Genomic DNA, 17401 nt, shown 5'->3' on the forward strand with positions numbered 1-17401 from the left:
GAGTATTAAAAAACTCGTAAAGACAGTAAGTAAGATAATTCAAATACAGGAAGAAAATGCCTAAAATGAAAACAAAATCTAGTGCTAAGAAACGATTCAAAGTTACTGGTTCTGGAAAGATCAAAAGAAAACACGCTTTTAAAAGTCATATTTTGACAAAAAAATCTAAAAAGCGTAAGTTAGCTTTAACTCACTCTGCTTTAGTTCATAAAACAGATGAGAAAAGCATTAAACAACAATTAAGAATTATCTAATTAGTTGTTTGGTTAAAATCAATTTATAACCCTGGAGTGGGCTTAATTAAGTTTCTAAAATCATTTAGAACGCCTTACTACAAAAAAACATTAAAATTATGCCAAGAGCAACGAATTCAGTAGCTACAAGAGCTAGAAGAAAAAGAGTATTAAAACAAGCCAAAGGTTTCTTTGGTAGACGTAAAAACGTTTGGACAGTAGCAAAAAATGCGGTAGAAAAAGCAATGACTTATGCTTACCGTGATAGAAAGCAAAAAAAGAGAAACTTCCGTGCTTTATGGATTATGCGTATTAACGCTGGTGCAAGACAACATGGAATGAGTTATTCTCAATTTATGGGAAAAATCAAAGCTAACAATATCGAATTGAACCGTAAAGTTCTTGCAGATTTAGCAATGAATCACTCAGATGCTTTCACAGCTATCGTTAACAAAATTAAATAAACGTTTTATAAACAATATTTATCTTACTTATTATAGAAAATCCCAATCGAAAGGTTGGGATTTTTTATTGAATATAAGGCAACTGTCCTATTGAAATCTAAAATACATCTAATTACATTTGAATATTATAATTAAATGATATTTATTATGAAAAAAATTATCATCCTACTTTTAGCAATAAATGGTATTGCTTTTGGACAAGAAGAAATATTTTGTACTGTTGGAAATGACACAAATGGTTTCGGACTGCTAGAAAACAAAGAAAAAAGCTATGTAGAGGCAGGCTTTAGAACAAATGGTGTACTAAACGGCTCTTCATTTATAAATTTTAAAAATGGTAATTATATATTTTCAAAATTTATAAATGGAATCCCAACTGGTAATTCGATTTATTATATTGGAGAAGGATCAAGACAGTATGGCGTATTTGAAAACGGAATGAAAGAAGGTATTCATATTCTTTTAAACGATTCAAAACTTAATGAATCTGTTATAATCACATATGAAAATGATAAGGAAATAAGTAGAAAAACAATGATTTTACAAACAAGTAAATTGTCATTAGGTTGCCAAGGCGATTGTGAAAATGGTTATGGAGCAAAACTTGATGATGACGGTTTGATCATCATAGGTTTCTTTCAAAATGGAAATTTTTATAGAGGAGAAGTAATAGATAATGAAAAGAAAACGGTTACAATTTATAATAAAAAAGACAAAGGAAATGAAATTGGTGTTTATACTCTAATGGATCGAAAACCAGACTTGATTGAAGAATTCAAAGTTGTTTCATATAGTGATGATTTCAAAAGCAACTTTATTAAAAATACAGTTCTTGTAAACCGAGAGGTAAAAAAAGTAATGGCTTCTGAATATGATGAAAAAGGAGACAAGAAATCATTTAAAAATTTCTAATTAACTAAATTAAAATCTCAATCATAAAGTTGAGATTTTTTTTTAAATATAAGGCAACTGCCCTATTGAAGTAAAATGAGTTTAGTGATAAGTTTGAATGTTAAAATATTACACTATGAAAACAATACTATCATTCCTTTTATTATTACAATTTTCTATTGGGCTTTCTCAATCTTCAGAAGCTTTAAACAATAACCAAAAATATATTGAAGCACAAAGAGCTTATGAAGCTAAAAACTACAATAGAACTATAGAGTTAGGTAACCAAATTTTAGACAATTATTATTTAAGACCAGATATTTATGCGCTGATTGGTAAAGCATATCTCTTTACCGGAAAATATCCTGAAGCAGTAAAATATTTAAAAATAGCACATGAATTAGAACCAATTTATGATGAAATTACAGTATTTTATATTGTAGCTGCTGCTTATGCAAAAGAGTCTTATTCTATAAGTCAGGCATATTATAGTTTAAGTTTTTTTGGAATGGCAGAAAGCACAAAAGAATATAATAATAACTATATTAGTTCTGTAATAAGAAACTTAACTGGCGCAACTGGTTACTCATATACAATAGAAGAATTAACTAAAGCAAAAAACAAATACAATCTTGATTATCCAACAAATGCGATGGTTTTTACCAAAGAAGCTGTCGATTTATATCTCCTTCCTACAAAAAAAAGTTCTGAAATAAATGTAAACGATATCACAGCAAAATTATTCAGTCTAAAAAAACGAATAGCAAATAACACATTTCCAACAAGCTATTACAATCAATTATTGATATATGTTGCAAACAATGCAATTAACGACGCTAATAAGGAAGCCATAACTGATGAATTATTTGTACAGTTTAAAAACCCAAGTACTTCTACATTAATGCGCTATAAAATTTATGATGCACTTGTAGACGTATATCAAATAAAAAGCCAATATGATGCTGAGATTTCTATTTCAAATATAATATTTGATGATATTACTAAAGTTTCTATGAGCACTTCAATGAATGTAAAACCATTAAATCGTAAAATGTTTGCTCTAAACATGCAAAATAAATTTAAAGAAGCTGCAGATGTTGCAAAAATTGTTGAGCCTGTTTTTAATAAACTAATGCACCCTGAAATACTTTTAGAAGCCTATTTACAAACTTCTATAGCATATAATTATAGTGGAGATAAATCAAAAGGTTTACAATTAGCAGAAAAAGCAGAAGCATTATCTACAAGCTTAAATTTTAAAAATACAGATTTAGGTAAAGAAATTACAAGAAACTTACTACGAATTAAGGAGTTTAATGGAGAAAACATAGCTAAAACATATAATATTAACGGAGCTGACTATCTTGCTATATACAATGATGGAGTAAGTTTATTTAGTAAAAAAAAACATAGTGAAGCAATTCCTTTCTTCGAAAAGAGTAAGTCCATGTACAAAACACTACTAGATGCAGCGGCAGAAAAAGACAGAAGTAATATGTTACTTTTTTATTCAAAAATAGGTGGATATTTAATAGCTTGCTATCAAGAAACGAAACAGTTTGATAAAATATTTCCTGTAATGGAAGAGTTAAAAGCAAACAATTTAGTTTCAAAAAGCAACTCTAAAAACACAAAAACAGCTACATTAAAAGAAGTTCAAAATACTTTAAAACCAGATGAAGCTTTAGTTTATTATACTGAAATTACCAGAGGAACTACAAGAGAAGGAACTTATGTAGCTGCTGTAATTACAAAAGATTCATACAATACAAAATATGTGGTTTCACATGGTGCATTAATGAATATGTATGTAAGATACAATAAATTAATTGGCGAGATTGAAAATGAAATGGCTGCCAAAGAATACAGAAGTCCAAAATATTCTAAATTTAATACTATTCAAGAAGCTGGAACTGCCGAATTTCGTAAAGGTGAAGTAAGTTTATTAATTGAATTATATAGAAAATTTTTAAACCCTAGAGAAGGTGGAAAATTAGATACTCGATTTACAAACGAAATGGACTTTGGCATGCTGTCTAATTCATTTTTTATTGATTATATAAGTAGATTAGAACCTTTTTTTCAAAATAAAAAGAAAATTATTTTCGCTTTAGACGGAATGCAAAACCTAATTCCTTTTGAAACTTTAGTCGATATGAAGTCTGTTTATTTGGTTGAAAAATATGATATAGCTTACATATCAAGTGGAACTGTTTTAAAAGAAATTCGCGAAAGAAAGCCAAATGTATATTCAAAAAATATTCTTGCTTTTGGTGATGCAAAATATGCAAAACTTCAAAATAGCGGTATGGAGTTAACTAGTTTAGCAGATATTGACCGATTAAAAAATATAGTTTACGATTTACAAAAGCAAAATAAACCTCTAGACTATGCATTTGCTACTTTTAGCAAGGAACCAATGAATTACTTAAGTGGAGCTAAAGCAGAAGTTGAATATATAGGCAATAATATTTCAAATAGCGATACTAAAATGGGAGATTTAATGACCGAAAATGAGTTTAAAAGAATGTCAAATGCAGGCGAACTTAAAAATTATAAAGTAATTCATTTATCAAGTCATGCAATGGTGCATCCTTATATTTTTGAATTAAGTAGTATTGCATTTAGCGTATTTCCAACACCACAAAATAATGAAGATGGTATGTTAACCGTTTCTGAAATGGAAAAACTAAACATTAAAACCGATTTTATGATGCTGAGTGCTTGCCAAACTGGTTTAGGAAAAATAGTTCCTGGCGAAGGAATTTCTGGACTTAATCAAGCGATGTTAACAGCAGGTGCAAACAGTACTGTTTCAACATTATGGTCTGTAAGTGATTATGGTTCATATATTTTTACAGCCAATTTGTATCATAAAGTATTCAAATTAGCCATGTCATATGATAAAGCTGTGAACGAAGTAAAAAGAGATTTCATAAAAGGTACTTTTGACAAAGAAGGGTTTAATGGAAAAGAAGTGCAGTATTGGGCACCTTTTATCTATAATGGTAAATAAATTAATGAAAAAACAAAAATGTCACAAAACAAGTAATTTAAGCGTAACTTTGCATTGTATTTTAAACTAAATCATTTTGAATTCAGAAACCAATAAGCAACTTATAGAAAAGAAAAAATTACATCCAAATAATAAACATATTAATGGATATGACTTTGAAGCTTTAATTAAAACCAATCCTTTATTAGAACAATTTGTTTCTAAAAATAAATTTGGCAATGAAAGTATTGACTTTTCAAACCCATTAGCGGTAAAAGCGCTTAATAAAAGTTTATTATTACATCACTATAACATAACTTATTGGGATATTCCCAAAACAAATTTATGCCCGCCAATTCCAGGAAGAGCAGATTATATTCATTATATAGCTGATTTATTAAGTCTTTCAAACAAGAATTTAATTCCAATGGGAGAAGACGTAAGAGGATTAGATATTGGTGTAGGTGCAAATTGTATTTATCCAATTATTGGACATCAAGAATACGGTTGGGAATTTATAGGTACTGAAGTCGATAAAGAATGTTTTAATATTGCTCAAAAAATATTAGACGGAAATACAAATTTAGTTGAATCTGTTAAACTAAGATTACAATCAAATAAAAGACATATTTTTAAAGAAATCATTGAACCAGGTGAAAAATTTGATTTCGTAATTTGTAATCCACCATTTCATTCTTCTAGAGAAGAAGCTTCAAAAGGTTCTATGAGAAAGCTTAGAAACATTGGTAAACAAAAAAGCGGCAAACCAGTTTTAAATTTTGGCGGACAAAACAATGAGCTTTGGTGCGAAGGTGGTGAATTAGCTTTCATTACCAATATGATTTATGAAAGTGCCCATTTTAAAACACAATGTTTATGGTTTACTGTTTTAGTTTCTAAAAAGGATAACTTAAAACCATTTTATAATCATTTAAAAAAAGTAAATGCTTTTGATGTAAAAACTATTGAAATGGAACAAGGAAATAAAATAAGTCGTTTTATTGCTTGGACTTTTTTAGATGAAAGCCAGCAAAAGAATTGGAAAAAAACAAACGATAAATAATATCTTATAAATATTTATTTTATACAAAATCCTTTAATTAAAGGATTTTGTATGTTTATAAAAGTATGTTTTATGTAACTTACTAAAAAATAGACATTCCTGTTTTTGTTGTAAATAGTTCTAGAGCATGCATACCAAGTTCAGAATTTCCTTTTTCATTCAATCTAGGGTTCCATGTTGCAATTATAAATTCCTTAGGAAACAAAGCCACAATTCCACCGCCAATTCCGCTTTTTCCTGGCAAACCTACTTTATAGGTAAACTCACCCGATTCATCATAAAAACCACACGTTTGCATAATTGCATTTAAACGTTTGGTTTGACTTTCAGTTAAGATTTGATTTCCTTCTTTAGTTTTTCCGGCATTTGCGAAAAAGTAAAATGCTTGTGCTAGTTCTTTACATGACATTTCAACCGAACATTGATGAAAATAAAAGTCGAGTACTTCATCTACATCATTTTCAATATTTCCAAATGATTTTAAAAAATTAGCTAAAGCTCTGTTTCTAAAACCAGTATCTTTTTCAGATTGTGCTACTCTTGGATTGTAATTAATTGTATCACTTCCTGAAATTGCTCTTAAGAAATCTAAAAAGTCTTCTTTAGGGTTTTCATATAAAGTAACTATCATATCTGCAATAACAATTGCTCCAGCATTAATAAAAGGGTTTCTAGGAATTCCTTTTTCATATTCCAATTGAACAAGTGAATTAAAAGGATCTCCTGAAGGTTCAACATCTACTCTTTCCCAAACTTTTTCACCAAGTTTAGAAAACGCCATCGCTAATGTTAAGGTTTTTGAAACACTTTGAATTGAAAATCGTTCATTACTATCGCCTATCCCAAAATTCCCTCCTTCTAATGTAGTTAAATGGATTCCAAATTTTGAAGGATTAATTTTTGACAGTTCAGGTATTGATTCTGAAACTTTACCGTCAAGATTCATTGCAAGAACTTCAGTATATACTTCGTTTAAAATAGATTGGAAATGCATCATAAATAATTTAATTTCAAAGTAGCTAAATTAACTTATTGTTTCCAATTTGGAATAACTAATGCTTCTTTATTTAAACAAAAAAGGCTGTTTAAATAAACAGCCTTTAAAAATTTATAAATAAATGATATACATAACTAAATAAATAAAAAAACAATAGAAAACAATTAGAACAAGTTCTAATCGATATTTTTTTAATATTTCTATAAATTGACTCAAAAGATACTTAATTAATTTTTGATTATTTTACCTGTTGAAGTTCCTTCGTTTGAAGATACTTTAAACAAATACATACCAGAAGGTAAATGTTGTACATCAACGTTATTTGAACTTGTATTTAATGCTTGATTCATTAAAGTTTTACCTGTAATATCTAGTACTTGTAATTTTGCGTTTGTTAAGTTATTTACCTCAACCGTTACAAAATTACTAGTTGGGTTTGGATACATTTTAATATTGTTAGCAATTTCAAAGTTTGAAGTACTTAATACCGCACAATTTGTTCCAGTAACAATAGGTGAACCAGCTAACCAGTTTGAAGTAGTACCGGTTAAAGCAAAATTGGTTAATGTTCCATTATTAGCATTTCCAGAAGTATCTGTTAAACTAGTCACACTTGTATTTGTTGCTTCATTAACTCCTTGGTTGAACTGGTAATACGCCACTAAACCATTTTGAGTTGAAGGGCTTGGTAATTCGCAATTCATATTATTTTGAATTTCCGCTATAGGTAATGCTCTGTTCCAAATACGAACTTCGTCAATTGATCCATTTATATTTCTACCAGTATTTGGCCAATCCCCAATAAATAAATTAGCTGTTGAATTACTAATTACAATACTCCTTGGTTGTGTAGCAACTAAAGATCCGTCTATATAAATCTTCATATTAGTTCCATCATAAGTTCCTGCAATGTGGTGCCAAGTGCCTAATTGAACAGAATTGGCAGATGTATTTAATTCATTCCAACTACCATTACCTAAATTAAAATTAACAATCCCTGAACCTCCTACACGTAGCATATACCCATAATCTGGAGAATTTTGTTCTTTATTAATAATATTACCATCACTAGGCGATCCAGCAAAAGAACTTAATTTCACCCATGCTTCTAAAGTAATACTAGAGCCTGTAATTTGTACAGAAGTGCTATTACCACAATTTATACGATCATTAGCACCGTCAAAGTTTAAATGCGTTGCTGGTATTAATACAGTAACCACAATTTCTGTTCTAGCACTTTCACAACCGTTAGCATTGGTACTAGAAACCCAGTAAGAAGTTGAACCTGCGGTTGCAGTACTTGGTGTTGGAGCTGTTGTAGTGCCTGTACCACCAGTAGCAGTCGTATACCATACTAATCCTGTACCATTTGCACCTGTTGTTGCAGTTAATGCAGTTGCAGTTGCTCCTTGATTATAAGTTACTGGTGTTGTAACTGTAGCTACAGAAGGAACTATAGAACCTGTTGTAACTGGCGAACCAGCTAAAAAGTTAGAAACTGCTCCTGTTTTTGTAAAATTAATTAAAGTTCCATTATTTGCGAAAGCAGTAGCATCTGTTAATGAAATTATAGTGCTGTTGTCTGACGCATCTATACCTTGATTGAATTTATAATACGATACTAAACCTGTTTCTGAACCTTGTAATTCACAGTTTCTTGAACCGCTGATTTGTTCTGCTGTTCTAGCAACGTTCCAAAAACGAACCTCGTCTATATCTCCATGAAATGCTCTTATTGGGCTATAAGAATCTATTTGACTTCCAATTCTTACATTATCATTATTTGTCACTAATGGAGTCCCTACAGTTTGTGTACCTTGTAATACACCGTCTACATACAACGATTTAAACCCATTATTACAAGTAGCAGCTATGTGATGCCAATTTCCATCATTAACAGAAACAGTTGATGCTAAATCATCTCCAAGACCTGTACCAAATGCAATAAAATTAGTATTGCTATAACGATGAATTCTTGGTCCTTGCTCTCCTTTAGAAATTACAGTTTGCCAATCTACGGTAAAAGAAGTTACTCGAATCCAAGCTTCCATTGAAAAAGTAGAAGTAAAATCGAAATTAGATTCATTTGATAATTCTACTCTATCATTAACACCATCAAAATTTAAATGCGTTGCTGGCGTAGATAACGTTACAAAAGTTTTAAACCATAAATCGTAACTATTATATAAACCCGTGCTACCGTTTGAAAAATACAAACCACCGTTTGCATAACCTGAATCAGCTCCATGAATACCAACAGTACCTGTTAAACCTCTAAAATCTATAGTATAACTATTCCCTTGAATTATAGGAACAACTGAAGATAATGTAACAATCTGTTCTTGATAACTTGTAGAAACACTAGTAATATTAACAACTGTTGTATTTAATACTGACCCTCCATAACCATTCCCATTAAATATTCTGACTTGAAAGTCACCAGGTACAAAGGTTGTTGATGGCGATAATGTACTATTAATCAACCGGAGGTTTATTTGACTTAAATCACCTGTAACTCCAGCAATAAAACTCTGCCCTACATCTTGTGTAGGACTAGCCGAAAAAGTTCCTCCTCCTGGTGAAGCAGGAGCCCATGATTGATCTAAAGTTTGCGAAAAAGAAGTAACTGCCATAAAAAGGGTCACCATTAAAAAGTAAAGTTTTTGTTTCATTATAAATAGTTTAAAATTATGAAACAAAAATAAGTAAGAGCATTGAAGTCTATATAAGTATTTTTACCTGTTTTAATGAATGATTTTTTTTTAATAGGATATATTACTAATCCAACTAGATTTTTTGAATAGATCTCAAAAGTAAATTTAACTTATTGTTTCCAATTTGGAACAACTAATGCCTCTTTATTTAAACAAAAAAGGCTGTTTAAAAAAACAGCCTTTAAAATTATAAATAAATGATATACATAACTAAATAAATAATCAAACAATAGAAAATAATTAGAACAAGTTCTAATCGATATTTTTTTAATATTTCTATAAATTGACTCAAAAGATACTTAATTAATTTTTGATTATTTTACCTGTTGAAATTCCTTCGTTTGAAGATACTTTAAACAAATACATACCAGAAGGTAAATGTTGTACATCAACGTTATTAGAATTTGCATTCAACGCTTGATTCATTAATATTTTACCTGTAATATCTAGTACTTGTAATTTTGCATTGGTTAAATCATTTATCTCTACCGTTACAAAATTATTAGTTGGATTTGGATACATTTTAATATTGTTAGCAGTTTCAAAATTTGATGAACTTAATACCGCACAATTAGTTCCTATTACAATTGGTGAACCAACTAAAAAGTTGGATGTTGTACCAGTTCTAGCAAAATTGGTTAATGTTCCATTATTAGCATTTCCAGAAACATCTGTAATTGTAGTAAGAGTTGTATTATCTGCACCATTAAAACCTTGGTTGAATTGATAATAAGCCACTAAACCATTTTGAGTTGAAGGGCTTGGTAATTCGCAATCCATATTATTTTGAATTTCCGCTAAAGGTAATGCTCTATTCCAAATTCGAACTTCGTCTATAGAACCACTGAAATATTCAGCATTCCAAGTTCTTCCAATTGTTACATTACTTGTGTTTGTTACATTATGTGAACTTGTTGTTGGAGTATCAGAACCAACTAAAACTCCATTAATAAAAATACTTCGTGTTGTACCATTATACGTTGCTGCCAAGTGATACCATGTATTAGTATTAAAAGTATAAGGCACATATAAATCATTGCCCCACCAATAATTAAAAATTCCTGCTGCACTCAACCGTAATGCATTTACTTTATGCGCAGTACCATAATCTCCCCATCCAATAATCCCTTTATCTCCTAATTGAGATGGGTTTATCATTGCTTCTAAAGTGTAATTTGTATTACCGCTTGGTATATTACTTGGTGTTGTAGATAAAATAACATAATCATTAACTCCATCAAAGTTTAAATGCGTTGCTGGTGTTAATACAGTAACCACAATTTCTGTTCTTGCACTTTCACAACCATTTGCATTGGTAGTAGCAACCCAGTAAGAAGTTGAACCTGCGGTTGCAGTACTTGGTGTTGGAGCTGTTGTAGTGCCTGTACCACCAGTAGCAGTCGTATACCATACTAATCCTGTACCATTTGCACCTGTTGTTGCAGTTAATGCAGTTGCAGTTGCTCCTTGATTATAAGTTACTGGTGTTGTAACTGTAGCTACAGAAGGAACTATAGAACCTGTTGTAATTGGTGAACCAGCTAAAAAGTTAGAAACTGCTCCTGTTTTTGTAAAATTAACTAAAGTTCCATTATTTGCGTTTGCAGTAGCATCTGTTAATGAAATTATAGTACTGTTATCTGACGCATCTATACCTTGATTGAATTTATAATACGCTACTAAACCTGTTTCTGAACCTTGTAATTCACAGTTTCTTGAACCGCTGATTTGTTCTGCTGTTCTAGCAACGTTCCAAAAACGAACCTCGTCTATATCTCCATGAAATGCTCTTATTGGGCTATAAGAATCTATTTGACTTCCAATTCTTACATTATCATTATTTGTCACTAATGGAGTCCCTACAGTTTGTGTACCTTGTAATACACCGTCTACATACAACGATTTAAACCCATTATTACAAGTAGCAGCTATGTGATGCCAATTTCCATCATTAACAGAAACAGTTGATGCTAAATCATCTCCAAGACCTGTACCAAATGCAATAAAATTAGTATTGCTATAACGATGAATTCTTGGTCCTTGCTCTCCTTTAGAAATTACAGTTTGCCAATCTACGGTAAAAGAAGTTACTCGAATCCAAGCTTCCATTGAAAAAGTAGAAGTAAAATCGAAATTAGATTCATTTGATAATTCTACTCTATCATTAACACCATCAAAATTTAAATGCGTTGCTGGCGTAGATAACGTTACAAAAGTTTTAAACCATAAATCGTAACTATTATATAAACCCGTGCTACCGTTTGAAAAATACAAACCACCGTTTGCATAACCTGAATCAGCTCCATGAATACCAACAGTACCTGTTAAACCTCTAAAATCTATAGTATAACTATTCCCTTGAATTATAGGAACAACTGAAGATAATGTAACAATCTGTTCTTGATAACTTGTAGAAACACTAGTAATATTAACAACTGTTGTATTTAATACTGACCCTCCATAACCATTCCCATTAAATATTCTGACTTGAAAGTCACCAGGTACAAAGGTAGTTGATGGTGATAATGTACTATTAATCAACCGGAGGTTTATTTGACTTAAATCACCTGTAACTCCAGCAATAAAACTCTGCCCTACATCTTGTGTAGGACTAGCCGAAAAAGTTCCTCCTCCTGGTGAAGCAGGAGCCCATGATTGATCTAAAGTTTGCGAAAAAGAAGTAACTGCCATAAAAAGGGTCACCATTAAAAAGTAAAGTTTTTGTTTCATAAAAAATGTTTTTTGTAATTATTAAACAAAAATACCTTTTAGGCCTAGACCTTTTAAAAAAATGGTACGAAATGCAGAACTTTATATACGAATGATGAAAAACGAACATTTTTAAATTGTTCTCTTATTTCCAAACTAACTTATTTAAATAAAAAAGACTACCCTAATAGGTAGTCTTTTACTAAAAAATAAAATATTTAGTTAGCAGGATAAACAGTTAGTGACCATCTTAGAACTGAAGGTTGTGAAATACTAAACACTTCTACTTCAACGCGACCGTCAATATTTGACCCGACATTATCATAATTATTATTATTTAAAGGACGAAGTACTGCATCTATGGCACCACCAGAGTATAATTGATATTCCACCACGTTTAATAGATAATCTTGTGTATTACTATTCTGACTAAAAGCAACTGTTCCTCCTGAATTCCAAATTCCATTTGGTACTTGATCTATACTACAGCTCATTGTGCCAATACCTCTGTAACCATTTCCATAAACTATCTGATAAACTCCAGGGCCTGAAACATTAATAGATCCTGAAATAGTAGTTACATTTTCAACCTTTTTTGCTTGCAAAGCGTAAGGCACACTTAATAATTGACTTGTACCTGTAATAGTATAAGTTGCCCCTCCTGTAGGATCTACTTCAGTTTTAATGAAATAATTCCCAGTAGACCAATTAATAGTGTTAAATGTTCCCGAAACTACAGTTCCACTACCAATTACAATACTTACTAATCCATTAGCATTTGTAGTTGGTGTTTGTGTTTCTACATAAACCGCAGGTCCTGTTGAAGAACCTTGCAAAATAGATATTTGCATTCCTACTGCAGTTGATACGACTAAAGCATTAGACGTATTTCTTACTACTGCTTGATAACTCATTTTTTCTGGAGTTTGTGCATAAGTACTAAATGAAACAATAAGTATTGTAATTAAAGTGTATATTTTTTTCATAATTATTTTGTTTTATTTTTTAATAATTTTAAAAGTTTTAACTTCTTTATTTTTGTTTGTAATTTGTAAAAAATAGATGGCAGAAGGCAGGTCTGAAACAACAATGCTTGTTTCATTTTCAATATTTTTTTTAGATTTTAAAACTTTACCTGTTACATCTATAATTGCGTAATCTAATTCTAATCCATTACTATTAGACATGTTTATTGTTAACACATCAGTTGAAGGATTTGGATAAACAATTAAGTCATTTATTAATTCTGAAAAATCTTCAGAAGCTAATACTTCAGAAATTTCATAAGGTTGTTGAACTCCTTGACTCACAGAACCATTTGAACCTGTATTGGTAGTGTACACTATTTGTCCAACTGAGTAAGCTACAGATCCGTTTGAACCTATTAGATCTCCTCCAGATGAAGTAGGAGATTGTTGTGAATAACAATTGGACATACCTAAGTAGAAGACAATTGTTAAAAAAGATAATAGTTTTTTTGTTTTCATAAAAATAATTTTACAGATAGTGAAACAAAAATATATTATCAAGTAATACAACCTTAAAAATTGGTACGAACTGCAGAACTTTGTATACGAATGGACGCTACAAGTTTAAATTAAGGTTTCTAGAGACGGGAATTTCAAAAGAATTGATAACAACTGAACTGTTTTTTTTTTCGGTAATTTTGCTAATATTTACAATGTAAGAACGATGTACTTTGCAGAACATTTTTAAGTCTAATTTTTCCATAAAATCATCTAAACTATTACGAATAGTAATTTTTTTATTTAATGTATGAATGTCAAGATAGTTTTTATCACTTTTTATATAAAATATATCTTCAAATTTTACTTTAATATCTTTATAACCATCTTTAACCACAACATAAGTAGGTTTTAAATTAATAGTTACTAAAGTAACTGCTGCTAATAAATCGATACTTTTTACCGGTTTTGATAAATAGGAAATAGGGTTTATAGAAAGTGCTTTTTGTAAAGTTTCTAACTCAGTTTGACCCGTAATGAAAATAATTTTTGCTTTTTTAACGTGTTCTTCTGCCCATTTTATGCCTGTATCTTTCCCTTCAACATTAATATCTAACAAAACTATATCTGGATCAAATAAGTTTAATTTTTCAACGGCTTGATTAATTTTAAAAGCCATTTCAATATTAAAAAAACCGTTATCGTTTAAAATATTTTTAATATGATTTGCTATTAAAACTTGATCTTCTACAATTAATATTTTAGGCATTTTGTGAATGATTTTTGGTAAAACTAAAATGAAACCCATTATCTGTATTTATAGTAGGTTCTACTTCTAGTTGCAAACATAATTGTTCAGCAAGAACAGGTTTAATTATTTTATTTTTACTGTTTTCGCCATTATCGACATACGTAAAAACAAGTACGTTGTTTTTTTTAATTACTGAAAAACTAATGTTTTTTTCTTGTAGAGAATTAAAAGCATATTTTAAAGAATTAATGTATAGTTCGGTAATTAATAATCCCAAATATAAAGCAGTATCAGAATCTATTTTAACTTCTTCTATGGTTGCTGTTAAATTTATACTTTCTTCTAAAGTCAATTCTTCAAAGTTGTTTTTAATATCCATTAAATATTCCTGAAGATTAATTGTACTTACATTATTTGTTACATATAAATGTCTGTGTAATGCTGCAATAGCTTCTACCTTTGATAGTAAACGAGTAAATTCAGTTTTTTCACTCTCGCTTTTGTTTTTTCTAATCCTACTTTCGATTAATAAAGAAATAAGTTGCAAATTATTATTTACCCTGTGATTAGTTTCACTTACTAAAAATTCATTTTGCTTAGATAAAAACTGAAGTTTTTTGTTATTTTGCTTCGTTTTGTTTAAAAAAAAAGCAATTAATAGTGTGCCTAGAATTGCTAAAACAAATAAACCTGAAATAAGTAAAAACTTAGCTCTTGTTGTAATTAATTCTTTATTCTTGTTTTTAATTTCTAGGTTATTAATTTTTATTTGTTTGTCTTTTTCAGAAAGTTTATATTTTTCTTCTAGTTCAAATAAAAACTTATCGTGTTCATATTTATAGTATTTTTCTGTTAATTCTGTTCTTATTATAGAGAATTCGTAAGCCTTTTCTATGTTCCCTAATTCCTTGTAAATATTTCTAATATTGTCTGTAAATATCATTTGACCAAAAAATATATTGTTTTTTTTGGCAAACTCTAAAGCGATGAAACATTCAGATAATGCTTTTTCCAATTGATTATCTTTAATTAACAGCCGAGTGTAATTAATTTGAGCGTCTACTTTTTGTTGTACAAGTCTATTTTTGTTGGAATAATCTATTAAGTATTCAATATACCTAATTGCTTTTTTATATTCTTTAAGTTCTTCAAGAACTCCCGATATTTCAAGTGTTGCAGAAAAAACTCCGTCTTTATATTTTGCTTTCTTAGAAAATTTAAGCGCTTTATTAGCATAAGAAAGAGTTGAATCTGGTATTCTGAAGTATTCTGAAAACAAAGCTGCTTTTCGACTATAAAATTGAGCTACATCTCTATCACTAATTTTATTAAAATTCAGTAATTTATCTGCACTATTAAGTTCTTTAACTGCTTCCTTAAACAAAGTTCTTTTTCTATAAAACTCTGCCATTTTAACATGATATAAAAAATATAGTTGTTTATTATTCAGCGTTTTAATTATTGAATAAGCCTTTAAATAATAGTTATTAGATAAGTTATAATTTAATTTAAGTTTATAAGCATCGGCTAATCCTAAAAGAATATAAGTTTTTTGCTCTTGATTTTTTGTTGTTTTTAGATTTTTATTAAAATAAGTAATAGCCTCTTCAAGTTTATTTTCATTAATTAGTTTTTTGCCAATATTAAAAATAGAATCGTTTTGGGCAACCGACCATTGGAATATAACTAGAAAAAAAAGTATATATGATTTCATTTAAGTTTTCAATTTCTTTTTCCTAGCTGCAGGAAATAATACATTATTCAAAATTAATCGATATCCTGGAGAGTTTGGGTGTAAATCTAAAACAGTTGGAGCATCACCTACTCTATGTTGATAATCTTCTGGATCGTGACCACCATAAAAAGTAAACATTCCTTTTCCTTTGGTTCCGTGAATATAACGTGCTTCACCGTTTATTTTATTCTCACCTAATAATAAAACATTCGATTTTATTTTATCAGCAGCAAAGGCAGTAGTTTGTCCCATAAATCCTTTTACCAATTGCGTGTGGTTTTGGCATAGCATGGTAGGAATTGGGTCCCATTTTGCAGAAAAATCCATCAACGAAAAATAATCTTGTTCCATTTTAATAATTCCTTTCTGTCTATCATTTGTAGTATCAATATCAGAAAATTCATAAACCATTGGATTTCTTTCCAAATTAAAATCTTTAAAAGCAAATGAATTTCTATAATCTATAAGTGATTGATAGTTTGCATCACTATCATCGCCATCAAACATTGGTTCACAAATGTCAATTCCTTCTGCTGATAAAGCTATATCAAAACTATCAGTTGCAGAACACATAGCAAACATAAATCCGCCACCAATAACGTAATCTCTAATTTTTGAAGCAACCGCAAGTTTTTCTTCTGAAACTTTATTATAACCAAGCTTCTTAGCTAAATTTTCAGCATCTTTTTTTTGCTCAATATACCATGGAGCATTTCTATAAGCTCCAAAAAATTTACCATATTGACCTGTAAAATCTTCATGATGTAAATGCAACCAATCGTATAAAATTAATTGATCTGATAAAACTTCTTCGTCATAAATTTCGGTATACGGAATTTCAGCATAAGTAAGAACCATGGTAACGGCATCATCCCAAGGTTGCTTTCCTTTTGGTGTATAAACCGCAATTTTGGGAGCTTTTTCTAAAACGACCGTTTCCATATTTTGAGAAGGACTGCTTATTTCTTCCAAAATTACATTCATTTTACTATCTGAAAATATTTCAAATGTAACTCCACGTATTTGACATTCTTTTCTAACTTCATCCGTATCTGGTAAAAGAAAAGAACCGCCTCGATAATTTAACAACCAACTTACTTTGTATTGTTTTTCTAAAGCCCAATAGGTAATCCCATAAGCTTTTAAGTGATTCTGTTGCCCATCTGCTTCCATAGGGAGCAAAACAAAGGAAGCAAAAACAGATGTTTGAAAAAACACAGTTAATAATATTGTATATATAATTGCTTTCATATTCTAATTATTAAAATCGAAGATAAGTCTTTTAAGAAGAATATTCAAAAGAGTTTAACTATACCCGTATAAATACCTGTTTTTAAAATTGAGAAAATCTACGCATAAAACAACAGATTTTATAAAATACAT

Annotated in this window: 13 protein-coding genes; 5 read left to right on the forward strand and 8 right to left on the reverse strand. The window is 29.8% G+C overall.

From position 1 onward, the window contains the following. Positions 1 to 56: 56 nt before the first annotated feature. From rpmI to rlmF, 5 genes are all read left to right on the forward strand, one after another. On the forward strand, positions 57 to 254 hold the full coding sequence (gene rpmI / locus OLM55_RS12650; RefSeq protein WP_011921545.1) for a 50S ribosomal protein L35: 198 nt from the start codon (positions 57 to 59) through the stop codon (positions 252 to 254). Between the two features lie 98 nt (positions 255 to 352). Further along, positions 353 to 697 (forward strand): 50S ribosomal protein L20, encoded by a 345-nt coding sequence (gene rplT / locus OLM55_RS12655; RefSeq protein WP_264559256.1) that lies wholly within the window; start codon positions 353 to 355, stop codon positions 695 to 697. Positions 698 to 844: 147 nt separating this feature from the next. Continuing rightward, positions 845 to 1609 carry a hypothetical protein gene (locus OLM55_RS12660; protein ID WP_264559257.1) on the forward strand — a complete coding sequence of 255 codons (765 nt, stop codon included), beginning with the start codon at positions 845 to 847 and terminating at the stop codon, positions 1607 to 1609. A gap of 115 nt (positions 1610 to 1724) precedes the next feature. Next, the gene (locus OLM55_RS12665) at positions 1725 to 4604 is read left to right on the forward strand and encodes a CHAT domain-containing protein (protein WP_264559258.1); all 2880 of its coding nucleotides are present in this window, start codon (positions 1725 to 1727) and stop codon (positions 4602 to 4604) included. 76 nt (positions 4605 to 4680) lie between these two features. Further along, positions 4681 to 5646 carry a 23S rRNA (adenine(1618)-N(6))-methyltransferase RlmF gene (gene rlmF / locus OLM55_RS12670; RefSeq protein ID WP_264559259.1) on the forward strand — a complete coding sequence of 322 codons (966 nt, stop codon included), beginning with the start codon at positions 4681 to 4683 and terminating at the stop codon, positions 5644 to 5646. Between the two features lie 82 nt (positions 5647 to 5728). Here the strand turns inward: rlmF and OLM55_RS12675 are convergent, their stop codons facing one another. The 8 genes from OLM55_RS12675 to OLM55_RS12710 form a co-directional block, all read right to left on the reverse strand. Then, on the reverse strand, positions 5729 to 6640 hold the full coding sequence (locus OLM55_RS12675) for a glutaminase (protein WP_264560635.1): 912 nt from the start codon (positions 6638 to 6640) through the stop codon (positions 5729 to 5731). A 230-nt stretch (positions 6641 to 6870) separates the two neighbouring features. Continuing rightward, a complete protein-coding gene (locus tag OLM55_RS12680) occupies positions 6871 to 9315 on the reverse strand; it encodes a LamG-like jellyroll fold domain-containing protein (protein WP_264559260.1) in 2445 nt (814 codons plus the stop codon). 345 nt (positions 9316 to 9660) lie between these two features. After that, positions 9661 to 12087 carry a LamG-like jellyroll fold domain-containing protein gene (locus OLM55_RS12685; protein ID WP_264559261.1) on the reverse strand — a complete coding sequence of 809 codons (2427 nt, stop codon included), beginning with the start codon at positions 12085 to 12087 and terminating at the stop codon, positions 9661 to 9663. Between the two features lie 197 nt (positions 12088 to 12284). Continuing rightward, positions 12285 to 13052: a hypothetical protein gene (locus OLM55_RS12690; RefSeq protein ID WP_264559262.1), complete on the reverse strand. Its 768-nt coding sequence runs from the start codon at positions 13050 to 13052 to the stop codon at positions 12285 to 12287. A gap of 12 nt (positions 13053 to 13064) precedes the next feature. After that, positions 13065 to 13553 (reverse strand): T9SS type A sorting domain-containing protein, encoded by a 489-nt coding sequence (locus OLM55_RS12695; protein WP_264559263.1) that lies wholly within the window; start codon positions 13551 to 13553, stop codon positions 13065 to 13067. A 97-nt stretch (positions 13554 to 13650) separates the two neighbouring features. Further along, positions 13651 to 14301, reverse strand: coding sequence for a LytR/AlgR family response regulator transcription factor (locus OLM55_RS12700; protein ID WP_264559264.1), 651 nt, complete (start codon positions 14299 to 14301; stop codon positions 13651 to 13653). Then, positions 14294 to 15997: a sensor histidine kinase gene (locus OLM55_RS12705; RefSeq protein WP_264559265.1), complete on the reverse strand. Its 1704-nt coding sequence runs from the start codon at positions 15995 to 15997 to the stop codon at positions 14294 to 14296. The genes OLM55_RS12700 and OLM55_RS12705 overlap by 8 nt, the downstream gene beginning before the upstream one ends. Further along, a complete protein-coding gene (locus OLM55_RS12710) occupies positions 15998 to 17269 on the reverse strand; it encodes an asparagine synthetase B (RefSeq protein WP_264559266.1) in 1272 nt (423 codons plus the stop codon). Positions 17270 to 17401: the final 132 nt, after the last annotated feature.

It is taken from the genome of Flavobacterium sp. N2270, from assembly GCF_025947225.1.
Taxonomy (GTDB): domain Bacteria; phylum Bacteroidota; class Bacteroidia; order Flavobacteriales; family Flavobacteriaceae; genus Flavobacterium.